At 45.6% G+C, this 20855-nt stretch carries 17 protein-coding genes; 11 read left to right on the top strand and 6 right to left on the bottom strand.

All coding sequences use genetic code 11. The features are described 5' to 3' along the window. Positions 1–263: 263 nt before the first annotated feature. From AC58VC_RS03950 to AC58VC_RS03940, 3 genes are read left to right on the top strand one after another with little or no spacing between them, the layout of a single operon-like run. On the top strand, positions 264–1376 hold the full coding sequence (locus tag AC58VC_RS03950; RefSeq protein ID WP_497367516.1) for a low temperature requirement protein A: 1113 nt from the start codon (positions 264–266) through the stop codon (positions 1374–1376). A gap of 39 nt (positions 1377–1415) precedes the next feature. Further along, positions 1416–2333, top strand: a complete 918-nt coding sequence (locus tag AC58VC_RS03945; protein ID WP_497367515.1) for a nucleoside hydrolase — start codon at positions 1416–1418, stop codon at positions 2331–2333. 38 nt (positions 2334–2371) lie between these two features. Continuing rightward, complete coding sequence (locus AC58VC_RS03940; protein ID WP_497367514.1) at positions 2372–3787, top strand: sedoheptulokinase; 1416 nt, start codon at positions 2372–2374, stop codon at positions 3785–3787. Between the two features lie 31 nt (positions 3788–3818). Here AC58VC_RS03940 and AC58VC_RS03935 read toward each other — a convergent pair whose 3' ends face one another. The 3 genes from AC58VC_RS03935 to AC58VC_RS03925 are packed head-to-tail and all read right to left on the bottom strand — an operon-like array spanning position 3819 to position 7571. Further along, positions 3819–4919 (bottom strand): GerAB/ArcD/ProY family transporter, encoded by a 1101-nt coding sequence (locus AC58VC_RS03935; protein WP_497367513.1) that lies wholly within the window; start codon positions 4917–4919, stop codon positions 3819–3821. A gap of 33 nt (positions 4920–4952) precedes the next feature. Further along, positions 4953–6074 carry a Ger(x)C family spore germination protein gene (locus AC58VC_RS03930; RefSeq protein ID WP_497367512.1) on the bottom strand — a complete coding sequence of 374 codons (1122 nt, stop codon included), beginning with the start codon at positions 6072–6074 and terminating at the stop codon, positions 4953–4955. Continuing rightward, positions 6075–7571, bottom strand: coding sequence for a spore germination protein (locus AC58VC_RS03925; RefSeq protein WP_497367901.1), 1497 nt, complete (start codon positions 7569–7571; stop codon positions 6075–6077). Between the two features lie 181 nt (positions 7572–7752). Here AC58VC_RS03925 and AC58VC_RS03920 point away from each other — a divergent pair, with 181 nt between their 5' ends. The 3 genes from AC58VC_RS03920 to AC58VC_RS03910 all read left to right on the top strand — a co-directional run bounded on the left by AC58VC_RS03920 (position 7753) and on the right by AC58VC_RS03910 (position 10115). Continuing rightward, positions 7753–8484 carry a phytanoyl-CoA dioxygenase family protein gene (locus AC58VC_RS03920; protein ID WP_497367511.1) on the top strand — a complete coding sequence of 244 codons (732 nt, stop codon included), beginning with the start codon at positions 7753–7755 and terminating at the stop codon, positions 8482–8484. A 30-nt stretch (positions 8485–8514) separates the two neighbouring features. After that, positions 8515–9369 (top strand): helix-turn-helix domain-containing protein, encoded by an 855-nt coding sequence (locus AC58VC_RS03915; RefSeq protein ID WP_497367510.1) that lies wholly within the window; start codon positions 8515–8517, stop codon positions 9367–9369. A 113-nt stretch (positions 9370–9482) separates the two neighbouring features. Further along, positions 9483–10115, top strand: a complete 633-nt coding sequence (locus AC58VC_RS03910) for an SGNH/GDSL hydrolase family protein (RefSeq protein ID WP_497367509.1) — start codon at positions 9483–9485, stop codon at positions 10113–10115. 8 nt (positions 10116–10123) lie between these two features. Here the strand turns inward: AC58VC_RS03910 and AC58VC_RS03905 are convergent, their stop codons facing one another. Together AC58VC_RS03905 and AC58VC_RS03900 are read right to left on the bottom strand one after the other, a co-directional pair. Next, on the bottom strand, positions 10124–10954 hold the full coding sequence (locus AC58VC_RS03905; protein WP_497367508.1) for an AraC family transcriptional regulator: 831 nt from the start codon (positions 10952–10954) through the stop codon (positions 10124–10126). 89 nt (positions 10955–11043) lie between these two features. Next, a complete protein-coding gene (locus AC58VC_RS03900; protein ID WP_497367507.1) occupies positions 11044–11808 on the bottom strand; it encodes a phytanoyl-CoA dioxygenase family protein in 765 nt (254 codons plus the stop codon). A gap of 239 nt (positions 11809–12047) precedes the next feature. Between AC58VC_RS03900 and AC58VC_RS03895 the strand changes: the two genes are divergently transcribed. The 4 genes from AC58VC_RS03895 (at position 12048) to AC58VC_RS03880 (ending at position 18486) form a co-directional block, all read left to right on the top strand. Then, entirely contained in the window at positions 12048–13772 is a 1725-nt protein-coding gene (locus tag AC58VC_RS03895; RefSeq protein ID WP_497367506.1) for a putative bifunctional diguanylate cyclase/phosphodiesterase, read from the top strand. A 799-nt stretch (positions 13773–14571) separates the two neighbouring features. Continuing rightward, the gene (locus AC58VC_RS03890) at positions 14572–16866 is read left to right on the top strand and encodes a chondroitinase-B domain-containing protein (RefSeq protein ID WP_497367505.1); all 2295 of its coding nucleotides are present in this window, start codon (positions 14572–14574) and stop codon (positions 16864–16866) included. A 118-nt stretch (positions 16867–16984) separates the two neighbouring features. After that, entirely contained in the window at positions 16985–17407 is a 423-nt protein-coding gene (locus tag AC58VC_RS03885) for a VOC family protein (RefSeq protein ID WP_497367504.1), read from the top strand. Between the two features lie 110 nt (positions 17408–17517). Further along, positions 17518–18486: a quinone oxidoreductase family protein gene (locus AC58VC_RS03880; protein ID WP_497367503.1), complete on the top strand. Its 969-nt coding sequence runs from the start codon at positions 17518–17520 to the stop codon at positions 18484–18486. An 82-nt stretch (positions 18487–18568) separates the two neighbouring features. Here the strand turns inward: AC58VC_RS03880 and AC58VC_RS03875 are convergent, their stop codons facing one another. Beyond that, positions 18569–19336: a DeoR/GlpR family DNA-binding transcription regulator gene (locus AC58VC_RS03875; RefSeq protein ID WP_497367502.1), complete on the bottom strand. Its 768-nt coding sequence runs from the start codon at positions 19334–19336 to the stop codon at positions 18569–18571. Positions 19337–19556: 220 nt separating this feature from the next. On the opposite strand from AC58VC_RS03875, the gene AC58VC_RS03870 reads away from it, so the two are divergent. Next, complete coding sequence (locus AC58VC_RS03870; protein ID WP_497367501.1) at positions 19557–20765, top strand: MFS transporter; 1209 nt, start codon at positions 19557–19559, stop codon at positions 20763–20765. Positions 20766–20855 lie beyond the last annotated feature (90 nt).

Below are 20855 nucleotides of genomic sequence, written 5' to 3'. Positions count from 1 at the left end.
TATTCGACTTTTCCTGCTGTTTATAAAGGTGGATTATGTAGAATAATAGGGGATGAAAGAGGTTAATTTATCCAAAAAGGGTATTTCAGGAGGTTGTCAGTAAGTCATTCGACCCAAGAAAAGAGCGTTTACACGGTTTCCTAAATCGGTAATTGAAGGACCAACGAAGTAAGCGCTTAACCTAATGGGAGTATCCGTTCAAAAAAAATAACAATCATCCCCCGTTTGTTCGGTATAATATAGGCAGCAAGCGATTTGATTGCATGAACTGGGGGACTGATATGAACATTGCGAAGAAAGTAACGTGGTTAGAGCTTTTTTACGACTTGCTGTTTGTAGCGGCCGTTTCTAAGGCTACACATGTGCTGCTGCATGCGGACCACGGGACGATTTCACTCGAGTATATCATCAAATTTATACTCATATTTATTCCTATCTGGTGGGCATGGGTAGGGCAAACGCTGTTTAACAACAGATATGGTCAGGATGTGTTCACTCACCGCATTTACATGATCCTGCAACTCTTTTTTGTGCTTATAATGACATTTAGTTTATCTACTGATTTTGATCGGTACTACGTTCCATTTTTCATAGGATACATAGGCTCGAGGGTGTTAACAGCTATTCAGTATTTAGCGATTCAAAAAGGTGAAGTATCCCACCGGGCAGCGACAGCACAGTATCTGGGGACGCGGTTTTGGATCGGTATCGTGATTTCGAGCGCGTCGCTATTTTTCGACTCTTGGGTGAGGTATTTGATTCTTTACGCGGGAATTGCGATAGATGTTCTTCTGCCGGTCATCGGTAGACGGTTCTTGGTACATACGCCTATTAATACGCATCACTTATTGGAGCGTTTTGCGTTGTTTACCCTGATCCTTTTAGGGGAATTAGTTGTGAGCACGTTGGCCGTTTTACAGAATAGCAACGGCACTTGGGATTCGATTTTGTTTGCGGCATTAGCTTTTATACTCGTCATTGGCATTTGGTGGCAGTATTTTGAGAATATTGAGAGGAAAGTAGATAAGGCGCTGCAAACCGCCGGCCAAACGATTATTTACGGTCATTTATTCGTTTATTTATCTCTGAGTACAATCGCGGCATCGATTCAGCTGTTATTTCTGGAGGAATTGGACTACCCCTTTATTTTGACGATGGTATTTCTCTCCGTTCTGTTGTATTTCGTCTCGACGACGATCATCTTTCATCGGTACAGGCATAAGCATCTTCAGCTTAGACCGATTCATTTGGCCTTATTTTTAGGAATCCTTGGTGGTTTTTTTGTTATTGATTTGTTTGTTGTTGTACCTAACTATGTGATTATTGCTGAAATGGCGCTGTTTTTTCTGGTTTATGCAAGATTAGCAACCCGTTAGTTGTCCAAGAATGCAAGTATTCAAGGGAGGTACCGCTCAATGATTTCATTTCCGAAAATAACGCAAGAAAAGCTGCTGCAGCGACTAGCTCATCCTAGTAAAAAAGTCCGCATGGTGCTTGATACGGATACCTATAATGAAATCGACGATCAATTCGCTGTCGTCTATGCGTTGAAATCCCCTGAGCAGCTGCAAATTGAAGCTTTTTATGCGGCTCCATTTCATAATGAACTGTCAGACGGGCCAGCAGATGGCATGGAGAAAAGCTATCAAGAGCTGCAGAAAATTTCTGCACTACTGCCGGAAATGTCGGAAATCCCAATTTATCGCGGATCGACGGGATATTTATCTGGAGCGGAGTCTCCGCAAGATAGCGATGCCGCCAGAAACTTGGTGGAGCGGGCGATGGCCTCCCCTGAGGATGATCCACTTTATGTGGTGGCAATCGGCGCCATAACGAATGTTGCTTCGGCGATATTGATAGAACCACGAATCATCGAGAGAATCGTCGTCGTCTGGTTGGGCGGGCATGCTCTGCCTTGGCCTGATACCAAGGAATTCAACCTTGCACAGGATTTGCACGCTTCTCGCACCGTGCTCAATTGCGGCGTGCCGCTTGTACTAATTCCGTGTATGGGTGTCACTTCGCATCTGCTCACCACGTTGCCGGAAGTGCGAGAGCATGTGAAGGATAAGGGTGAAATTGGCAAGTATCTCTATGAAACTTACGAGAAATGTGCGAAGGACCATTTTGCCTATTCCCGTGTGATTTGGGATATTGCGACGATCGCTTATCTGGTGGATGAAAGCTGGCTGCCCAATGAGCTGGTGCACAGCCCGATTCTGTCGGAGGATTTCTGCTACAGTTTTGATGCTTCGCGGCACTTTATTCGGTATGTTCACTTTGTTCGGCGTGACCGTGTGTTTAGAGATTTCTTCAGCAAGTTGGAAGGCTGACTATCGCGAGAGAAATCGGTGGGTGCAAGTGCTCACGCATGACTTACAGGGGGAAATCGTTTGAGAGGAGCAAGCTTATGTACTTAGCGGGCATTGATATAGGCACGACATCCCTATGTCTCCTCGTTACGAACGCTGAGGATGGGCGCGTCATACGAATTGTTTCCACAAAGAATGATGCTGCGCTGCCTTCGAAAGAATCTTGGGAACATACCCAGAATGCGGACAGGATTGTCCAGTTGGTTCAATCGTTAATTGAAGAATGTCAGGATAACTGGGATGATGTGCGAGTCATTGGGATCTCCTGTCAGATGCACGGCGTGCTGTATGTGAACAAAGAAGGGCGTGCAGTCAGCCCGCTCGTGACTTGGCAGGATCGCCGAGGCGAACTGCTTTTGGAATCAGGCCGATCGTATGCCTCTGAGTTAAGTGAACTTACAGGCTATGATTTGCATACCGGATATGGTTTAGTTACCCATTTCTATCTGACGAAGCAGGGAAACCTTCCGAGCGGTGCAGCAAAGCTGTGCACGATAGGCGATTATGTGGCCATGCAGCTTTGCGATGAGAAGACGCCTCGCATCGACAGCTCCAATGCGGCAAGCATAGGTCTATTCACACTACCGAACAGGCAATTTGACAAAAATAAGTTAGTTGCGGCTGGGATGGATGACGAATTCCTGCCTGAACTTGTCCACAACAACCCTTTAGCGGGAACAGTTGATGGGAAAAAGGTGCTGTGGTCAATAGGCGATAACCAAGCCAGTTTCTTAGGTGCAGTACCTTCATTTAAGGGAACCTTGCTCGTTAATATCGGAACAGGTTCGCAAGTATCTGTCTATTCGCCAGAATATATCGAAAGTCCACATCTAGAAACACGTCCTTTCATGGATGACGGGTACTTACTTGTGGGAGCTTCGCTCAGCGGAGGGAAGTCGTATGAGTTGCTTGAGCAATTTTTTCGTGAGGTTTGCAGCACATTCGGTTTGGTAGATGATAGAAGCCTTTATGAAACTATGAATCAGCTGGCGGAAGAAGCTCTCATAGATTCAGTGCCTCCGCTTCAGGTAGGAACCCAGTTTTACGGAACTAGAGAGCATCCGCATAGGATGGGAAGCATCGAAGGGATTGGGCCGAATAATTTTAATCCTCGGCAACTGATTACCGGCTTTCTTTGTGGCATTTTGGAAGAATTAAATGAACTTACGAGATGCCTCCCGGCAGAGCACCTTGATCAGTTAACAACATTGGCGGTATCTGGTAACGGTATGCGTAAGAACAGAGCCATGCAGCAGCTGGCAAGCACCAAATGGCGATTGCCGCTTAATTTCGCAAGAGTGAAAGAGGAAGCCGCATTCGGCGCTGCTGTTCATGCCGCAGTTGGAAGCGGAATATATACCGATTATGCAGAAGCACTTCAAAAGATGCAAAAGAGCGATTCGGATGACAAGTAAGTGTGAGAGAGGAGAAGGGAGCATGAGAATGCTACTGACTCCTCTTTCCTTTTTTAAACCGAGTGATGATAAACATGAGGGGGATGAACACAGCAGTGAAATATATGCCTGTCAAACCATAGAAAGTATTCACTGACTGTAATCGGTCATGGTCTTTCACAATCAGCTGTCCGCCTATGAACAAGATTAGGATGATGATCAAGGAAATGCGTGGATTCGCGCGGATTGCAAGCTTCAAACTGCGCGTAGATGACCACAAGCTCAGCGAGATATTGGCTAGCATTTTAATAAACCAAATCGAGATTACCAGATATTCCACTCTTTGCATCAAAGGAAATTCGACGATCGATATCATGTTTAGTGTCGGCCAAATGGTGTGAATAATCTGGCCTTGGCTGTAATACATGAACGCAACAAGGCACACCAGCATGTACATACCAATTGCGGTTACAATGGCCAATTGCGTCCATTTTTGTGATTTGGACTGATGTTCGATGAATGGATACATGACCAAAAGCACTTCGAATCCTAGAAAGTGAGGAAACATCGTTTCGGTAGATTTGAGGATTTGTTCCGTCGAATGATTGAGAATAGGAAGCAAGTTTTGCGGATGCAAATAGGGAATAACCATCATTGTCAGCGGTGCAATAAAAAGAAATATGCTGCAAGTTGCCCAGAAGCTTAACCCAGTAACCGTTCGAAAACCTCCAGACACGGTATAATAAATGAGTACAAGCGCAACCAACGTGAGTGGCATCATTTGCATAAAGGGAAATATCCAAATCTGAACAACCTCTATGTAGGTTCTAAATGTACAAAAAGCGCCAAAACTGAAATATAGCGCAATGACCAGGTTAAAGCCAGTCCCAATCATTTTACCGAAATAGCGGCGGTTAAGAGACACAATCGTTGTATCAGGCTGATTATTGCTCGATAGAATCTTATACATCATCCAGACGGTGAGATGCACGACAGCAGCCGCAATTAATATAGAAAGCCAAGCGTCATACCCAGCATCTTGGACCAATTCACGCTGAAAATACATCATACCGACATCAATCACGCTGGAATAAATAATGAAAAAAAGCAGGTAAGGAGAAACCGAGAATTTTTTATTTACTTCTTGATTCATAGTTGTAGTTCCCCCCTGTTACTCATGTTGCTCTTATAATTCCCCAACACCGCTTTGCTCGACAGATAATTTAACCGTTACATGAGTTCGCAGCTGCGGATAAGCAGCATAGAATTCTTTTTCATTCCAGCTCCTTGATCGGCTTCTGACGAAATCGCCAAGTCCAATTGGATCTACCTTCTTGGACTGGCAGAGCGCAATAAAGTCCTGGACTTCTTTTTCTAAATAGTTGCCGAGCTGTTGTTCAAATTCATTCATCTGCTCCTTCGTATCGAACTTCAGCCAGGTCGGGATATCTTTGACCATCACCCTGACTTTTAGGGCAATGTCAACGACAGGATCAGGGGTAGATGTATTGTAATGATAATGTACCTTTGAAGCAATGCTTTTCATTAGCACGTAATCGTGAATTGTCGCATTGTCGTTACCGCTTTTCATAGGCATCAGCAAGTTTCCGTTTCGAGAAGAATCTGTCAATAGTTTAAGGAGGAAGGCTTCTCTAATGCTCACCATAGTCACGAATTTATCCTGTTTAAATAGCGCTAAACCATCAATTTTCACTGAACCGCTTTCGACGGTGAAATAGGGCAGGAAAATATCGCGCCCCTCTCCATAATAATTAAATAAGATATGTTTGAAATTCACTCTAGGCAGGTTGCCTGATTGGATATTTTGATCAACCATGCGCATGAGAAAGAGCGATTCCTGCGCTTTATTAGCGACAGCCATCAGTTTAGAAGCCTCCATGCCCGATACACCCATCTGAATTCTGCTTGCTATCTTCGGATCACGGCAGAAACCGCCAATTACCGGCCCGATTCCCATCTCTGCATAAGCTTTTGAGAAAATGACCATGCCCATTTGTCCGTACTGAATGGTTTTGCTCGTTTTGGTGTTTAAGCGTGGGATCATATCAAAACTGGAGTCAGAGTTGGTTAGCAGCAGCTGTGAGCTGACTTTTCCTTTTTCCGTATAGTTGGATGTGATGACCGAACAGAGTGAGCGATCGCCAATCTTGTCGTAACCGGCGGTTTGCACAAGCTGAATTTTATTGATGATCTGCTGGTTGCTGCTGCACCCAACTACAACTACACATGAGAATAGAGCCATAGCAGCTTTATAGACCATGCAGGCTAACGCTCCTTTCCAGCGCATTTATTCCTGTTCCCAATCGCTTTTCTTTTTCCTGGGTTTAGGAATGTATCGGAGTATCGTCTCCGGTTTCAGATAGGATTGTCTTTTATTTGTATATTGATAGGAAGAACGAATAAAACTGTCTCTAAGATCTTTAGGCCGCAAAGGATAGAGGGGGACTGTGTAAGGGCTGCCTAACGATGTCAATCTTGTAATATGAATAAGGATAAAACAGATACCGAAAATCAACCCGATTCCCCCCCAGAACGAGGACATAATGATGACAGGAAATCGTAGAAAGCGGATCGTATTTGACATTTTGTAAATAGGTGTTGCAAAGGAAGCCAGCGCAGATAATGACACGATGATGATCAAGATATTACTCGTGAGTGCAGCTTCAACGGCAGCTTGTCCGACAATAATACCGCCGACAATACCGAGCGTTTGTCCGATCTTGGTGGGCAGCCTGGCTCCAGCTTCTCGGAGAAATTCAATGGTGATTTCCAAAAAAAGCACCTCTAGTACCGGAGAAAACGGCACATTTTGCCTGGAGAAAATAAGCGGCTGCAGCAGATCCTTTGGAATGACCTCGTAATGGAAGGTTGTAATTGCTGTATACAAGGCAGACGCAAAAAGTGAAAATACAACACCGAAAATGCGAATGATCCTGAAAAAAGAGCCTAAGATCCAAGGTAAGTAATAATCTTCCGGCGAAATGAAGAAATCATACAGCGTAGAAGGTCCTGTAATAAAATAGGGTGACCCATCGCTCATCACGGCAACTTGGCCAGAAATTAATGAATAGATGACACGGTCTCTTCTCTCGGTTGATACAAATAACGGAAAGGGCGAGAGTGAATTGTCAGAAATGATCTGATCCAATTGCGAAGTATCGAAGACCACTTCAAAATCGATGCTTCTTAATCGCTGCTCGATGATTTCCACATTTTCTCTGCTCGTAATGCCGTCAATATAAACAATTGCGACTCTGGAATTCGATAAGCTGCCGACCGTCATTGTCTTCACGATAAGGTTAGGGATCGTGAACTGGCTGCGAAGCAGATGCAGGTTGATGTCGAGGTCCTCGACAAATCCAACCTTGGGACCCACCACACTGAATTCGTTATCCGTATCATTGCTTTTGCGCAGTCCTGCTTTACTGGTTAATGGAATTAACGCGCATAAAGCGTCATGCTCATCTTTTTGGATAATTGCATATCCCTGAAAAAGTTTAGCTTGGATTTCCGCTATTTGGTCGGTAATGTGGATACCTTCAATGGTTATCAGTTGTTTTAAATCATTCAGATGTTGAATGTCAGTTCCTGCCGCGTTGCTCTCAATCGCACGCAGCAACTGCTCTTGCAGAAGATGTTCATCAATCAGTGTCTTATAATAATGTATGATTAGCGGAGGCTGAGTGAATGAAACTGTGCTGCTGATAAAGTCGCTGGACCTTCTTGCGAGTAGGAGTAGTTGTTCTATATCTTCGGCCTTCGTATTCAGCATCGGGCATGTCATCCATTCTTCCTTTTTGTTGGTATTTTTTGTTATTTGCTGATTTTTATGCATCTTCCCCCATAATCATTTAGGTTCCGACCTTAACATACGCTAACTTCTAAGTAAGATAGGATGAGTCCTCACTCATAATCAGAAGTATAGTAAACATGTAGGCAATGTGAGGATAGGGAGGCAATATGAGATGAGCCAATTAACGAATGAAGAGGTAGCTTTTTATAAAAAGAATGGGTACTTGCTGCACCATAAGCAGCTATTCTCTGCGGAGAAACTAGCGGAATTAACCGCTATTTTTGAGGATCAACTGGCCCAGAAAGGCAGTAAGCTGTCCGATGAGTTAGATACGCCGCATTTTCGCGATGAAAGACTTCTGAAGTTCCTGCTCTCGGACGAAGCGCTTGATCTAGTTGAACCGTTGCTAGGGCCTAATATTGGACTATGGTCCAGTCATTTTATATGCAAAGATCCTTTTGTCGGCAGAGCTACGCCTTGGCATGAAGATTCCGCTTACTGGCGTGGACGTGTAGACCGGCTGGACAAAATCGTAACCATTTGGCTCGCCATCGATCCTAGCAGCAAGGAAAACGGGTGTATGCAGGTTATTCCTGGCACCCATAGTAATGGATTCTCCGAGTATGAGCCGGTTGACGGTACGAAAAATCTTTTTAATACGCAAATCAAAAATTTGGACACCTCCAAAGCCGTTCACTTTGAACTAGGCAGAGGCGAGTGCTCACTGCATGATGCACGGATTGCTCACGGAGCTGACCCGAATAGAAGCGCTGACCGACGCTGCGGATATACGATGCGCTATTTTGCAACGGATACGAAGGTCTTTCAAGAAAAAAACAATAACTTTAAGGTGTGGTTGGCTAGAGGAAAGGATTTAGCAGGAAATCATTATGCCAACGTGTAATAGAGCTTAAAACGAGAGGAGTGGGATCGGATGCGTAGAAAAGATCAGCCAGAGCGATTAACGAGCGAGAAGTTTATTCATCCGTCCAAGTCCTTTCAAATATATACACAGCATGTTGATCGACTCTGCGAGCTGCATTGGCATGAATTCTATGAGCTTTGCTTTGTGTGTGCGGGGAATGGCATAAATGTCGTCAACGGTGTTTCTTATGAGCTGCGTCCTGGCAGCTTGTTTCTGCTGACCCCGGCGGATTTTCACGAAATCGCTCCTCTTGCGAGTGAAACGCTGCATTTGTACAACCTCGTCTTCTCCGATGATTTATTTAGCGGGGAGATGAAAACGTTGTTTTTTCAGGAAGCGGGAGACTATTGGAATGCGGATATGAGGGAGAGTTTTGCAACCATTGAAGCCGAATTTCGCCTAATTTGGGAAGAGTCCCAGCATCAAAAGATGGGTCACAAACATATCGTGAAAGGCTCGCTGGAACGTATTCTCCTCTATGTAGCGAGAACGACTTCCGCTGCTAAGCGGCATGAGGATAAGATCGTACACCAGAAGCAACCTGATGTGCAAAGAGCGCTGCTCCATATCCATCATCACTTCCGTGAAGGCATATCGCTGGAAGAAGCTGCCAGACAGGCAGGTCTCGCGCCGAATTATTTCTCACACGTTTTTCGCAAAACAACAGGGATCCCGTTCCAAACTTATTTACAGGATCTCCGCTTGAAATTTGCTAAATCCCTAATTATTTCTTCCGATTATCCGATTACGGAAATCTGTTATGCTTCGGGTTTTCATACTTTAACGCATTTTGAGCGCGTATTTAAGCAGCGCTTTGGTCAGACGCCGAGGATGGTCCAGAAACAGCGCTCCACCGAATTTTAACTAGTTTATTTAGTCAAATATTACAATTGATAGCCCTAATAGCTTGTGCTATACTCTAGGCAACTTTTGGTAATTTCAAAAGGATCAAGGGATAAAGGGGAGGAAACATTCATATGTCAGCATGGATTGGTCAAGGGGATGTCGTTTTATTTCAAGGAGATAGTATTACGGATGCAGGGCGAGTTCGAGACAATGGCAATGATTTGGGAAGAGGTTATGCCCTGATGGCAGCGGCTCAATTTTCTGCCAAATATCCGGAGAAACAGGTGCAATTCCTCAATCGAGGAATATCGGGCAATCGTGTTGTCAATTTGCAGCAGCGCTGGGATCAAGACTGTTTGAATTTGAAGCCTAATTTAGTGTCTATTTATATTGGGATTAATGATACGTGGAGACGTTATGATCGTAATGATCCGACATCGACGGAGAGCTTCGAAGCGGGATACCGTGATTTGCTGACGCAAACAGCAGAAACAGGCGCAAAGCTTGTGCTTATTGAACCTTTTGTGCTGCCTGTACCCGAAGATCGCAAACAGTGGAGAGAAGACCTCGATCCCAAAATCACGGTGGTCCGTGAATTAGCCAGAGAGTTCGATGCACGTTTAGTGTGTTTAGATGGCTTATTTGCTCAAGCTTCTACGAGAGCTGAAAGCGCATTCTGGGCGCCGGACGGCGTACACCCATCTCCTGCTGGACATGCTCTTATTGCCAAAGCTTGGCTGCAGGCTGTCGGTGCTATCGAGTAGATAGGTTCTTATTCATTTAGCCATAAACCATACTGCTGACGATATTGCAGCGGAGTAAGTCCGGATTTGGCCTTGAACATCCGGGTGAAATAGTTGGCATTGTCTACGCCAAGTTCATAAGAGATTTGAGAGATCGGCTTCACGCTTGTAGCGAGGAGCCTTTTTGCTTGCTCAATTTTTAGACTATGTACAAAATGGAGCGGTGCTTGGCCAGTTTGTTTGATAAACAATTTGCGCAAGTGCGAATCGCTTAGCTGCACAAGCTCCGCAAGTTCCCTAATCTCAGGCATGCGGCTTGGATGGGAGAGCAGATAATGGATGATCGTATGAATTCGGTTATCCATATGCGTATAGGGAGAAATCGGCTGATCCGCCATCTCGCGATTCATCAATTCATAGAGAATACGCAAGAGAGAGGACTGCATGAGCAGGGAAATCACCGGTGAGTTGTCCCCGATATGGGTTAGCATATCACGAATCGGGGATTGCACATTGTGTTGTGCCTGATCGAATACGACAGGTAAATTAAGCACATGCCCCCAGCTTCGATTGCTCAGTAGAGAGATTTCAGCATCAAAATTAATGCTAGTTAGCGCAAGCTCACTGGAAATCGCATGGTAGCTAATATCCGTATGGGCGGGCAGGATGCAGATTTGACCTTCCTTACAGGTATACCGGATATGATCGACTTCAAGCAGGAAGCTGCCTTGCTGCACAATCCACAGAACGGAATGGTGCAGCGTGCGGTGACTGGCTTGCCATTTGTAGTTCAGTTCGTACTGTTTAATATGCAAGAACCGAATGTCGAGAGAGTCAATAATTAATTGATAAGAGTTCAATGTACCAGCCACCTCGCTTTGCGTTCCGCTTTGTCTTTTTTAGCCTATTGTAGCATGAGGGTTTCCATGAAAAAAGAACTATTAGCCGGTTATTTCTGCGGTATGACACCCCGAATGGCTTCATTCCGATTAGGTTTGTCTTCCCCATGTACCAGATAGGTGCGGATACGCGATGTGTCGCCGCCCCATTCCTCCATAAGAAACTTCACTTCAGGTGTTGTATAGCGCACAGAGAAAGCTACGCGAGGTATGTTCGAGTTATTTTTTTCAGAGCCATGGAAAGTTGCTTCATTAAAAAAGGCAATTTGACCAGGCGACATTTCGAGGTCAACGGCTTTCGACTCGTCAATTGCTTCTGCGGGCAAGCCTTCTGAGAAGGCGCTTTGATCCGTCCCTGTAGAGACATGCGCAACATGAGCTTTATGAGTTCCCGGAATGACCCGCAAACAGCCGTTCTCACGGATTGACCAGCCAAGGCTTACCCATGCGGTTGCATTAATCGCAGGCTCCATGGGCCAATAGTTAATGTCCTGGTGCCAGGGAATGAATTTATCATTATTAGGTTCCTTGTACCAGAAGTGCATCGCCCATAGAACCAGGTCTTCACCAAGTATTTGCTTCATTGCTGTAATAATGCTAGGGTGGGTGGCCAATTCATAAGCCCAATGATGGTTTTGATGCCATGCGGAAAGATTCATTTTGGTTGGACCGGGCTCGTACTTGGACTGATCGATAACATCAAAGAAACAATTATAGTACATATCGGCTTCTTGCAGTGATAATCCTTGCAGGGGACCACTGTAACCTTCATTGCGAAATTGTTCGATGGAGAAGGGGCTTCCTTTAGTAATCATGTACAAAACCTCCAGTAGGATTAGTTTGAAATTACTTATAACCTTATTGTAAGGTGATGACGAAAGAAACATAAGTGATGAAAACGATTATGAATAGCACAAAACGATTATTTATAGTGCCCCTGGAGAATTGTCGGCAAGCGCCAAAATGGGAGGAATACAGCCGTGTTTGGCGAATAGTATATTTTGCAATTTCAAGCTATAGATGAGGACGTTGTGATGGGTAAAGGGGTCAACGAATGAAACAATTACTAGATGCAAGCTTACTCCTACACATGCTGGATGATATTGAAGACTCGATTTACATCATGAAGGTGGATGGCGCCGATTTGAAGTACTACTACGTGAATCGGGCTGCGACACACTTTAGTGGGAGATCCATGGAAGACGTAGGACTGACATTTTTTGATACGCATGGAAGTCATATGGCCAACTATTTACATAAGAAATACATGCGAGTGGTCAAAGAGCGGCGTACGATTAAATATGAAGATGGCTTTGTGCTGCCCAATGGCATGTTAAGCGGGGAAAGCATTTTGACCCCTATTTTTGATGGAAATGATAACCTGACATATATTTTCACTGTAACGCGTGACATAACTGAGCGGAAAATTCATGAGAATTTACTCTATGACTATGCGTATCATGATGAGCTTAGCAGGCTGTACAACCGGAGATACTTGTTCGAACATGTGATACAGCCAGCTACTTTGTATTTGCTTGACTTAGATGATTTCAAAAATATCAATGATATGTTCGGACATGATGTAGGGGATACCGTTCTCGTAGAGGTTGCGAATCGTCTCATTCAACAGTTTGGCGCTAATTATATACTGGTACGTCTGGGCGGAGATGAGTTTATCGTTGTAGCCAATCAAGAATTGGAACCAGCGGAGCAGAAGGGGCAGACGGCAGATAAGACAGCAGAACGGACGGCAGAACAGACAGCAGAACAGACAGCAGAACAGACAGCAGAACAGATCATTCAGCTCTTTCAGAAACCGTTCAACGTAAATGATCGGCAAATGAAGCTGAGTGTGAGTATCGGGGTATCGCTGAGAGTGGCAGATGAGAGCATTCAGACCATGCTCAAGCAAGCGGATATTGCCTTATACAAGGCGAAAGGCGCTGGGAGAAAAAGATTTCATATTTACGAAGCCGCTTACAAATATGATCATGTTGAAAATTTTATTCACGAGCTTGCGCTCTCTCAGGCAATTGAAAAAGAAGAACTGTATGTGCAATATCAACTGATCTATCATCCGGCGAAGCAAGCAGTGATCGGGGCGGAAGCGCTTTTGCGATGGAACTGCAGCTCCAGGGGGATCGTCCAGCCCAATAGCTTTATACCAGTTGCTGAGGAAACAGGATTAATTGTCGATATTGGTTACTGGGTTATTCGGCAAGCTTGCAAGGATTGGCATCTTTTGAAAAAGGAATATGGTGCCGAGTTTAAAGTATCGGTCAACATTTCCAGAGTTCAGTTGAACGAAGAGGATTTCGTTGATCAAATGATGCAAATCGTGGAGGAAGAGGAGGTAGCTCCTCTTTCCATAGAACTTGAAATTACGGAAAGCACGACCGCACATTCCATGCAGGATGTTCAGCAAACGCTGCATCAACTGCGTGCTCATGGTTTTACCATCGCGTTGGATGATTTTGGAACGGGTTATTCCTCTCTGAGCATGTTAACCTTGCTGCCAATTGATAAATTGAAAATTGACAGATCCTTCATTGCGGATGGTAATGCTCCGTTAATCGCTGCCATGCTGGCCATGGCGAACGCGCTGCAGTTACAAGTTATCGCCGAAGGCATTGAAACTTATGAGCAGTACATGATGCTGAAGGAAATGGGATGTTGGGGCGTTCAAGGCTATTATATCAATAAGCCGACGGATCGCGCTTTGCTTCCGAAGCAGAAGGTGTTGGGGGAGAATGAGGATTGGCATAGTGTGTGTAGGTGATTTAAGCTGATCTATCGGACTATTGAATAGGAGTATTGAAAGGTCTATCCAAAAGGACTATCCAAAAGGTCAATTAAAAAGGTCAATCCAAAGGGACTATCCAAGGTCAAGTATGACCTTTGGTTAGTCCTTTTGGTGTTGAGCTACGGTGTTGAGCGCTAGGAGAAGGTAGCTCCAACGATGAAAAACATCGTTAGAGCGCATAGCGAGCCCGTCGGATGCCCTCCAACGATGAAAAACATCGTTAGAAGCCTTGCAAGTGGAGGAAGCGAGTCGTTGCCTCAGCTCCAACGATGAAAAACATCGTTAGAGCGCATAGCGAGCCCTCTGGAGGCCCCCTAACGATGAAAAACATCGTTAGAAGCCTTGCAAGTGGAGGAAGCGAGTCATTGCCTCAGCTCCAACGATGAAAAACATCGTTAGAGCGCATAGCGAGCCCTCTGGAGGCCCCCTAACGATGAAAAACATCGTTAGAAGCCTTGCAAGTGGAGGAAGCGAGTCGTTGCAGCCCATGCCCGCCCGCCTTAACACTAATTAGCTAAATAAAACACAACAGGACCTAGAATTATCCCTGTCCATCTGGAAAGGGTTGGTTATAATAAAAGTTGTTCACATTTGTTTTATATTGTCTGAATTGGTTTTATTTTAGTCGGAGTAGGATGGAGGAGTTGAGCGCAGTTATTGAAAGTAGTTCAGCAGGAAGCCGTTTTATACAACATCTAGAAAGCGCATACATAAAGTGGAGGCTCGTTTAGATATCGTCTTTTACAAATAACTTATACGTTAGGAGCATTCGATGATGAAAATGTTAAAATCGAAAAAAGTCATCCCATTTGCCTTAAGCTGTATGCTATCTTTCTCCCTGCTGCCCCTAGCTACACCTGCGTTTGCGGCTACTCTCTTAACGGATGACTTTGAGTCCTATAGCAGCTTCCCTGCTGGAGCTTGGACGAACGCTTCCGGAAATGGCTCATGGAGCATCGCAACAGACGGCAGCAAAGTGGCTGCCCAAACGTCGTCCACATCCAACACGTACATTGTTACAAACGGTACCTCCTCATGGAGTAATTACACATACGCTGCGAAAGTAAAAGTTGGCTCTACTAGCGTACGGAACGGAATTGTAGCTCGTTATACGAACGGTAATAACTACTATTTCTTAATCTTATATAATGGCAATTTACTCTTAAATAAAAAAGTAAGCGGTTCCACAACGACGATTCAGCAGGTTCCTTTTACCGCGAATACATCTACGTTTTATAATCTGCAGCTTGTGGTGAATGGAACATCCGTGCAAGGTTACGTGAATGGCACACTGATGGTCCAAGGCACGGACACCAGCTTGACGAACGGAGTGCCTGGCTTTTATGCCAATGGGGCAGTCGAGTATGATGATGTCTCCGTAACGGATAGTGCCGTCAGCGACTCGCAAGCACCGACGGTGCCCACGGGTTTGTCCGCATCAGCGACTTCGAGCTCCCAAATCAATCTGACATGGACGGCCTCAACTGATAATGTTGGCGTCACGGGCTATGATGTTTTCCGCGGCGGATCGCTAGTTGGTTCTACAGCAACTACTAGCTACAGCGACTCAGGCTTAAGCGCATCAACGACCTACAGCTACACGGTAAAATCGAAAGACGCGGCAAATAACGTGTCCGCAGCAAGCTCCCCTGCCTCAGCGACAACGCAAGCGAGCGGCGGAGGCGGAGGCACAGTGGTGAGCGTTTCCACGTCAGCCCAGCTGGCTTCGGCGATTAGCAGTGCGACAGCAGGAACGACCATTGTGCTTGCCAATGGCACCTACACGAATGGCGGTAATTTCAGTGTAAGCGGAAAAAATGGCACAGCGGCTAACCCGATTACGATCAAAGCCGCGAACACAGGACAAGCAATCATTTCCGGCGGCGCTTATTTCATCGTATCGAACTCTTCTTATGTGGTGATTGAAGGCTTGAAATTTACGAACACCGGCAATACCGCGGTAAAATTAGATCAAAGTAATAATGTGCGCGTAACGAGAAATACATTTGCCTTGACCGAAAATGGTAATTCGCTTAAATGGGTGTACATCGGCGGCGCCAACAGCCATCATAACCGGATTGACCACAACGAATTCGGACCCAAGCATGACTTGGGCAATTTCATCACAGTCGACGGTTCTTCAACGCAAATTTCGCAGTACGACACGATCGAATACAACTACTTCCATGATATCGGTCCCCGTGCAACGAATGAAATGGAAGCGATTCGGCTAGGTGTAAGTACGCTGTCGATGTCCGATGCTTTTGCGACGATTCAGTATAATTTATTTGAAAACTGCGATGGCGACCCTGAGTATATTTCGGTAAAAAGCGGTCATAACACGGTTCGCTATAACACATTCCGCAATTCCCAAGGCGTGCTGTCTTCCCGTCATGGACATGCGCAAAACTTCTACGGCAACTTCTTCCTCGGGGACGGGGTGAAATCAGGTATTGGGGGCATTCGATTGTATGCCAACGACCATAAGGTTTTCAATAATTATTTTGAAAATCTGACAGGCAGCGGTTATTCAGACGCGATTAACGTGGACGGAGGAGATTTTGACGGCGGTACGAATGGGAATACATTCACCAGTTCAGACCTCAGCAAACACTGGCGAGTTTATCGGGCACAAATTGTAAATAACACGATTGTAAACAGTGCAACGGGAATCGTAATTGGCGGTAATTACACACAAGCTCCGGTAGATAGCACGATTGCCAACAATATTGTGAAGAATGCTTCAGGAACGCTCTACAATGAAGTGAAAACAAGCAATACAACATTCTCAGGTAACATCGGCTTCGGCTCCACATTGAACAATAAATCCAGAACGAGTGCAGAAATCAACCTTGTAAATCCGTTGCTGACCACATCTGGGGGACTGCAGAAGTTAAGCTCATCCAGCCCGGCGATTAATGTATCAACTGGCTCGTACACGTTCGTAACAACAGATATGGACGGCCAATCCCGTACAGGTGTGAACGATGTCGGCGCGGATGAATATGCTACCAGCTTGGTAATGAATGTTCCGCTTACGACTTCAAATGTGGGACCGCTTGCACCATAACCATTCTCATTACGTGAAGTTAACTTAGTTACCTCGAAGTAACTCATTTTCTAACACCTGGCAATCAGTTATACTCGTGAAGGTAGGGCATGTACTGATTACAAAGGAGGCTTTTCAAGTGGGTACCAATGAGAAAATAGGCGGCGGAGGCTTTCACCACCTTGCGTTAAGGGCGAATGACTTTGAGGCGACCGTACAGTTTTATACCGAAGGCTTAGGTTTTACAGTAAAGACAAGCTGGGGCGAAGGCGATAAACGAATTATTTTGCTAGACAGCGGTGATGGTAACTATTTGGAAGTTTTTGCTGGAGGAACAGGCGAAGTGAAACCCGAAGGATCTTACTTCCACGTTGCTTTCCGCAGCAATGATGTTGACAAAGCTGTTGCTGCAGCGGTTGCCGCTGGCGCGATTGTTACTGTGGAACCGAAGGATGTTGTCTTAGGCAGCAATCCATCAACTCCGGTTAGAATTGCATTTGTTAAAGGCTTAAACGGTGAAATTCTTGAGTTTTTCCAAAGCACGGGAGAAAACCCGTTGTAACATAGAAGAGCTCTCCTTTTCAGATCAACTGAACTGGAGCGCTTTTTTTTTGCAATAAAGAGGGGGTGTGATACAATTTTGACGAAAGACGAGCCTGTTGGAGGGAAACGATGAAAGCATTAATATTTGAACAATTTGGCGGACCAGAAGTGCTTCGATATGCAGAAATCCCTGATCCTAGCTTGGCATTAGGGCATATCATAGTGAGAACCAAGGCGATTGGACTCAATTTCGCTGATGTTTATCGTAGACGCGGCAACTATCATTTGGCTGGAAAACCACCTTTTATACTCGGTTATGAGGGGGCTGGGGTCGTTGAGCAAGTTTCACCGGATGTAGAGCATATTCAAGTTGGCGATCGTATCGCCTTCTGTGACGTTCCTTTTGCGAACAGCGAGCTGGTCGCCGTGCTAGTTGACCGCGCCATACCGGTGCCATCCGATATTACGTTCGAGCAAGCCGCTGGCGTCCTTCTTCAAGGCATGACGGCGCATTACTTAATCAATGACAGCTATCCGGTTCAGGCAGGCGACGATATCGTCGTTCATGCCGCGGCAGGAGGCGTGGGACAAATATTGATTCAACTAGCCAAGAGTAAAGGGGCAAGAGTCATCGGGTTGACCTCCTCGGAAGCCAAACAGGCGGCTGCGCTGCAAGCTGGGGCGGATGTTGTTTTCGGCTACGACACGGAGTGGGTGCAAGAAGTGATTCGCTTCACGGAGGGGAAGCAAGGTGCTGACGCTATCTACGATTCCGTTGGCTCCACGTTGATGGAAAGTTTTGCGGCCGTGAGAACGAAGGGAACGGTCGTTTTCTATGGCATGGCAGGTGGAGATCCACCGCACGTAGATCCAAGAATGCTCATGGATTCTTCAAAGACGCTAACTGGCGGCGATTTGTGGAACCATGTGACCTCTTTGGCTAATCGAATTGAGCGTGCACAAGCGCTGTTTCAAGCGCTGCGTGAAGGCGTCATTCAGATGGGCGGCCTGACGAGCTTTCCTTTGAAGGATGGCGCTGAGGCGCATCGATTCATTGAAAGCAGACAGAGCACAGGGAAAATTTTGCTCATTCCATAAATACGTGGATAGGGCCATCACATCACGAAGAAAATGTTCATCTTCGCGATACGATGGCCCTATTTGATTAGGCTCCAGCAGCTTACATATAGTTCCCTCTGCGAACCTCAAGCCCTTGCTCAGAATACCTCGCTATTAACGCATCGTCAGCCTCAGCATCTGTGATTAATAGATCAATCTCCTTCAGAGAAGCAAATGAAATCAGCGCAGTCTGATCAAATTTCGTGTGATCGGTTAGAAGAATCTTCTTCTTCGAAGCTTTGATCATTCGCTTCTTCAGCTCAGCTTCATCCCGGTGAAACACGGAGATGCCCCGTTCCAAGTCGATGCCCGTGCATCCAAGGAAAGCAATATCCACATTAAGCTCATCCACCATCTGAATGGCGCTAGGCCCGATAATCGTATAAGTGCCTTTACGGCGGTAGCCGCCTAACATGCACAGCTCGATATGAGGACTTTCTGCTAGAGTAGCGGCAATTTTCGTGTCATTCGTAATCACGGTTAGGGCGCGGTGTTGGATGAGCTTCGCAAGCTCCAGCGTTGTAGAGCCTCCATCAAGTAGGATGATCTGGCCGTCCTCAATCCATTGATAAGCTTCTGCGGCGATTTGTTCTTTCTCAGCTTGCTGGCGGACTCTTCGTTTATGAATGGGCAGCATCGAATTCGAGCTTTCTACGAGAACGGCTCCTCCATGTACTCTTTTCAAAATACCGGAAGCCTCTAATTTTTCTAAATCCTCGCGAATGGTTTTTTCCGTCACCTGATAGGCTTTACTCAGCTCAGAAACCTTTATTGATCCTGCCTGATTAAGCAGTTCGATGATTTTGGAATGTCTAACCTCGGATAACATCGTTCTCCCGCCTTCTATCATTTTTCCATAAAAATAGGTGCGTGCATTTGTGTTTGTTCTTGTTTGTTTGATTGGTTATTAGAGTATAACAAAATTGACAGCAATAATATACCCAAGCGCGTACAAAGAAAGCCCATAGGCAATCGTCTCAGAATCAGGTATCGTGTTGAGATTGACAGAGATTTACACATCGGAGGGTGGAAACGAGGAGAAATGGATGATGCATCTATGGAAAAAGCTTAAAGACATTAAGCTGCCCTTTTGGGTCATGTTTATGAATACGTTCAGCATGGCGGTTGGCTTTTATATGATGATTCCGCTGCTCGCATCCTACTTGCTGAACGATTTGCTGCTGAGTGTGACGATCGTTGGCGTTATTTCTGCCATTCGCAGTCTTAGCCAGCAGGGGCTTTCAGCATTTTGCGGCACCTTGGCTGATCGGCTTGGCTATAAGCGGACGATTCTGATCGGATTGTTTATTCGTACATTTGGTTTCGGAATGTTCGGCTTCGTAGATCACGTGCCTGGCTTGATTATGGCTTGTTTTTTTTCTGGTTTGGGTGCAGCGCTGTTTCAACCCGCTAGCTACGCGTATTATGCAGCACTTTCGACACCTCACAATCGGATGACGGTGTATGCGATTCGTGAAATGCTGAGCAATATGGGGTTTATCGTGGGGCCAGTGCTGGGGGCGCTCTTAATGGGGTTTCATTTTAAATATGTGAGTTTGACGGCGACGCTGATTTTTGTCTTTTCCTTTTTCTTAAGTCTTCTTTTATTGCCGCAAATTAAAAATGAACAGAAACCGCAGGACGCCCGCATGTTGCCGCAGATGAAAAAAGTCCTTCAAAACCGTGCCTTCCGCCGATTCATGGTGTTCACTATGATAGCGTGGTCGCTCGTTGCACAACTCTATATCGCTGTTCCGTTCCGCGTGAATCAGATCGCGCCGGGAGCTAATATCGGCCTGATTTATTCGTGCGGAGCCGTCGTTATGGTGCTGCTGCAGGTTCCACTTGCCAAGCTCGGCCAATCGAAAATGCAGCCCTTCGGCGTGCTGTCACTCGCAACCTTGCTGCTTGCTGCCGGCCTCTTCACCATCGGAATGACGGGGTCCATGCTGGGGATTTATGCAGGGGTTATCGCGTTCATGATCGGGCAAGTATTTTTGCAGCCAATGATGAATACGATGGTGTCTGAATTTGCAGGGAGTGGGAGTATAGCCAGCTATTTCGGTTTCAATAGTTTTGCCTTGTCTATTGGCGCTATGCTTGGTAATGTGGGAGGCGGTTATTTGTACGATTTGGGGACAGTAATTGGCTGGCGCGCGCTTCCTTGGATTTGTTTCCTGCTGTTTGGCCTGATGAATATTTTCTTTATGCTAAAAGAGCAAGGGCGCCGGACCGACTCGAAAACGGTGTCGATATGAGTTAAGAAATGGACCTGGCGCAGCTTTCATTTGGCGCTGGGTCTTTTCTCATTTTGAACAAATAGTCCATGCACTTGCTCATCCTATACA

Source organism: Paenibacillus sp. J22R67, from assembly GCF_059692175.1.
Note: the sequence above shows the minus strand (reverse complement) of the source record. Positions and strands in the feature narration are given on the sequence as shown.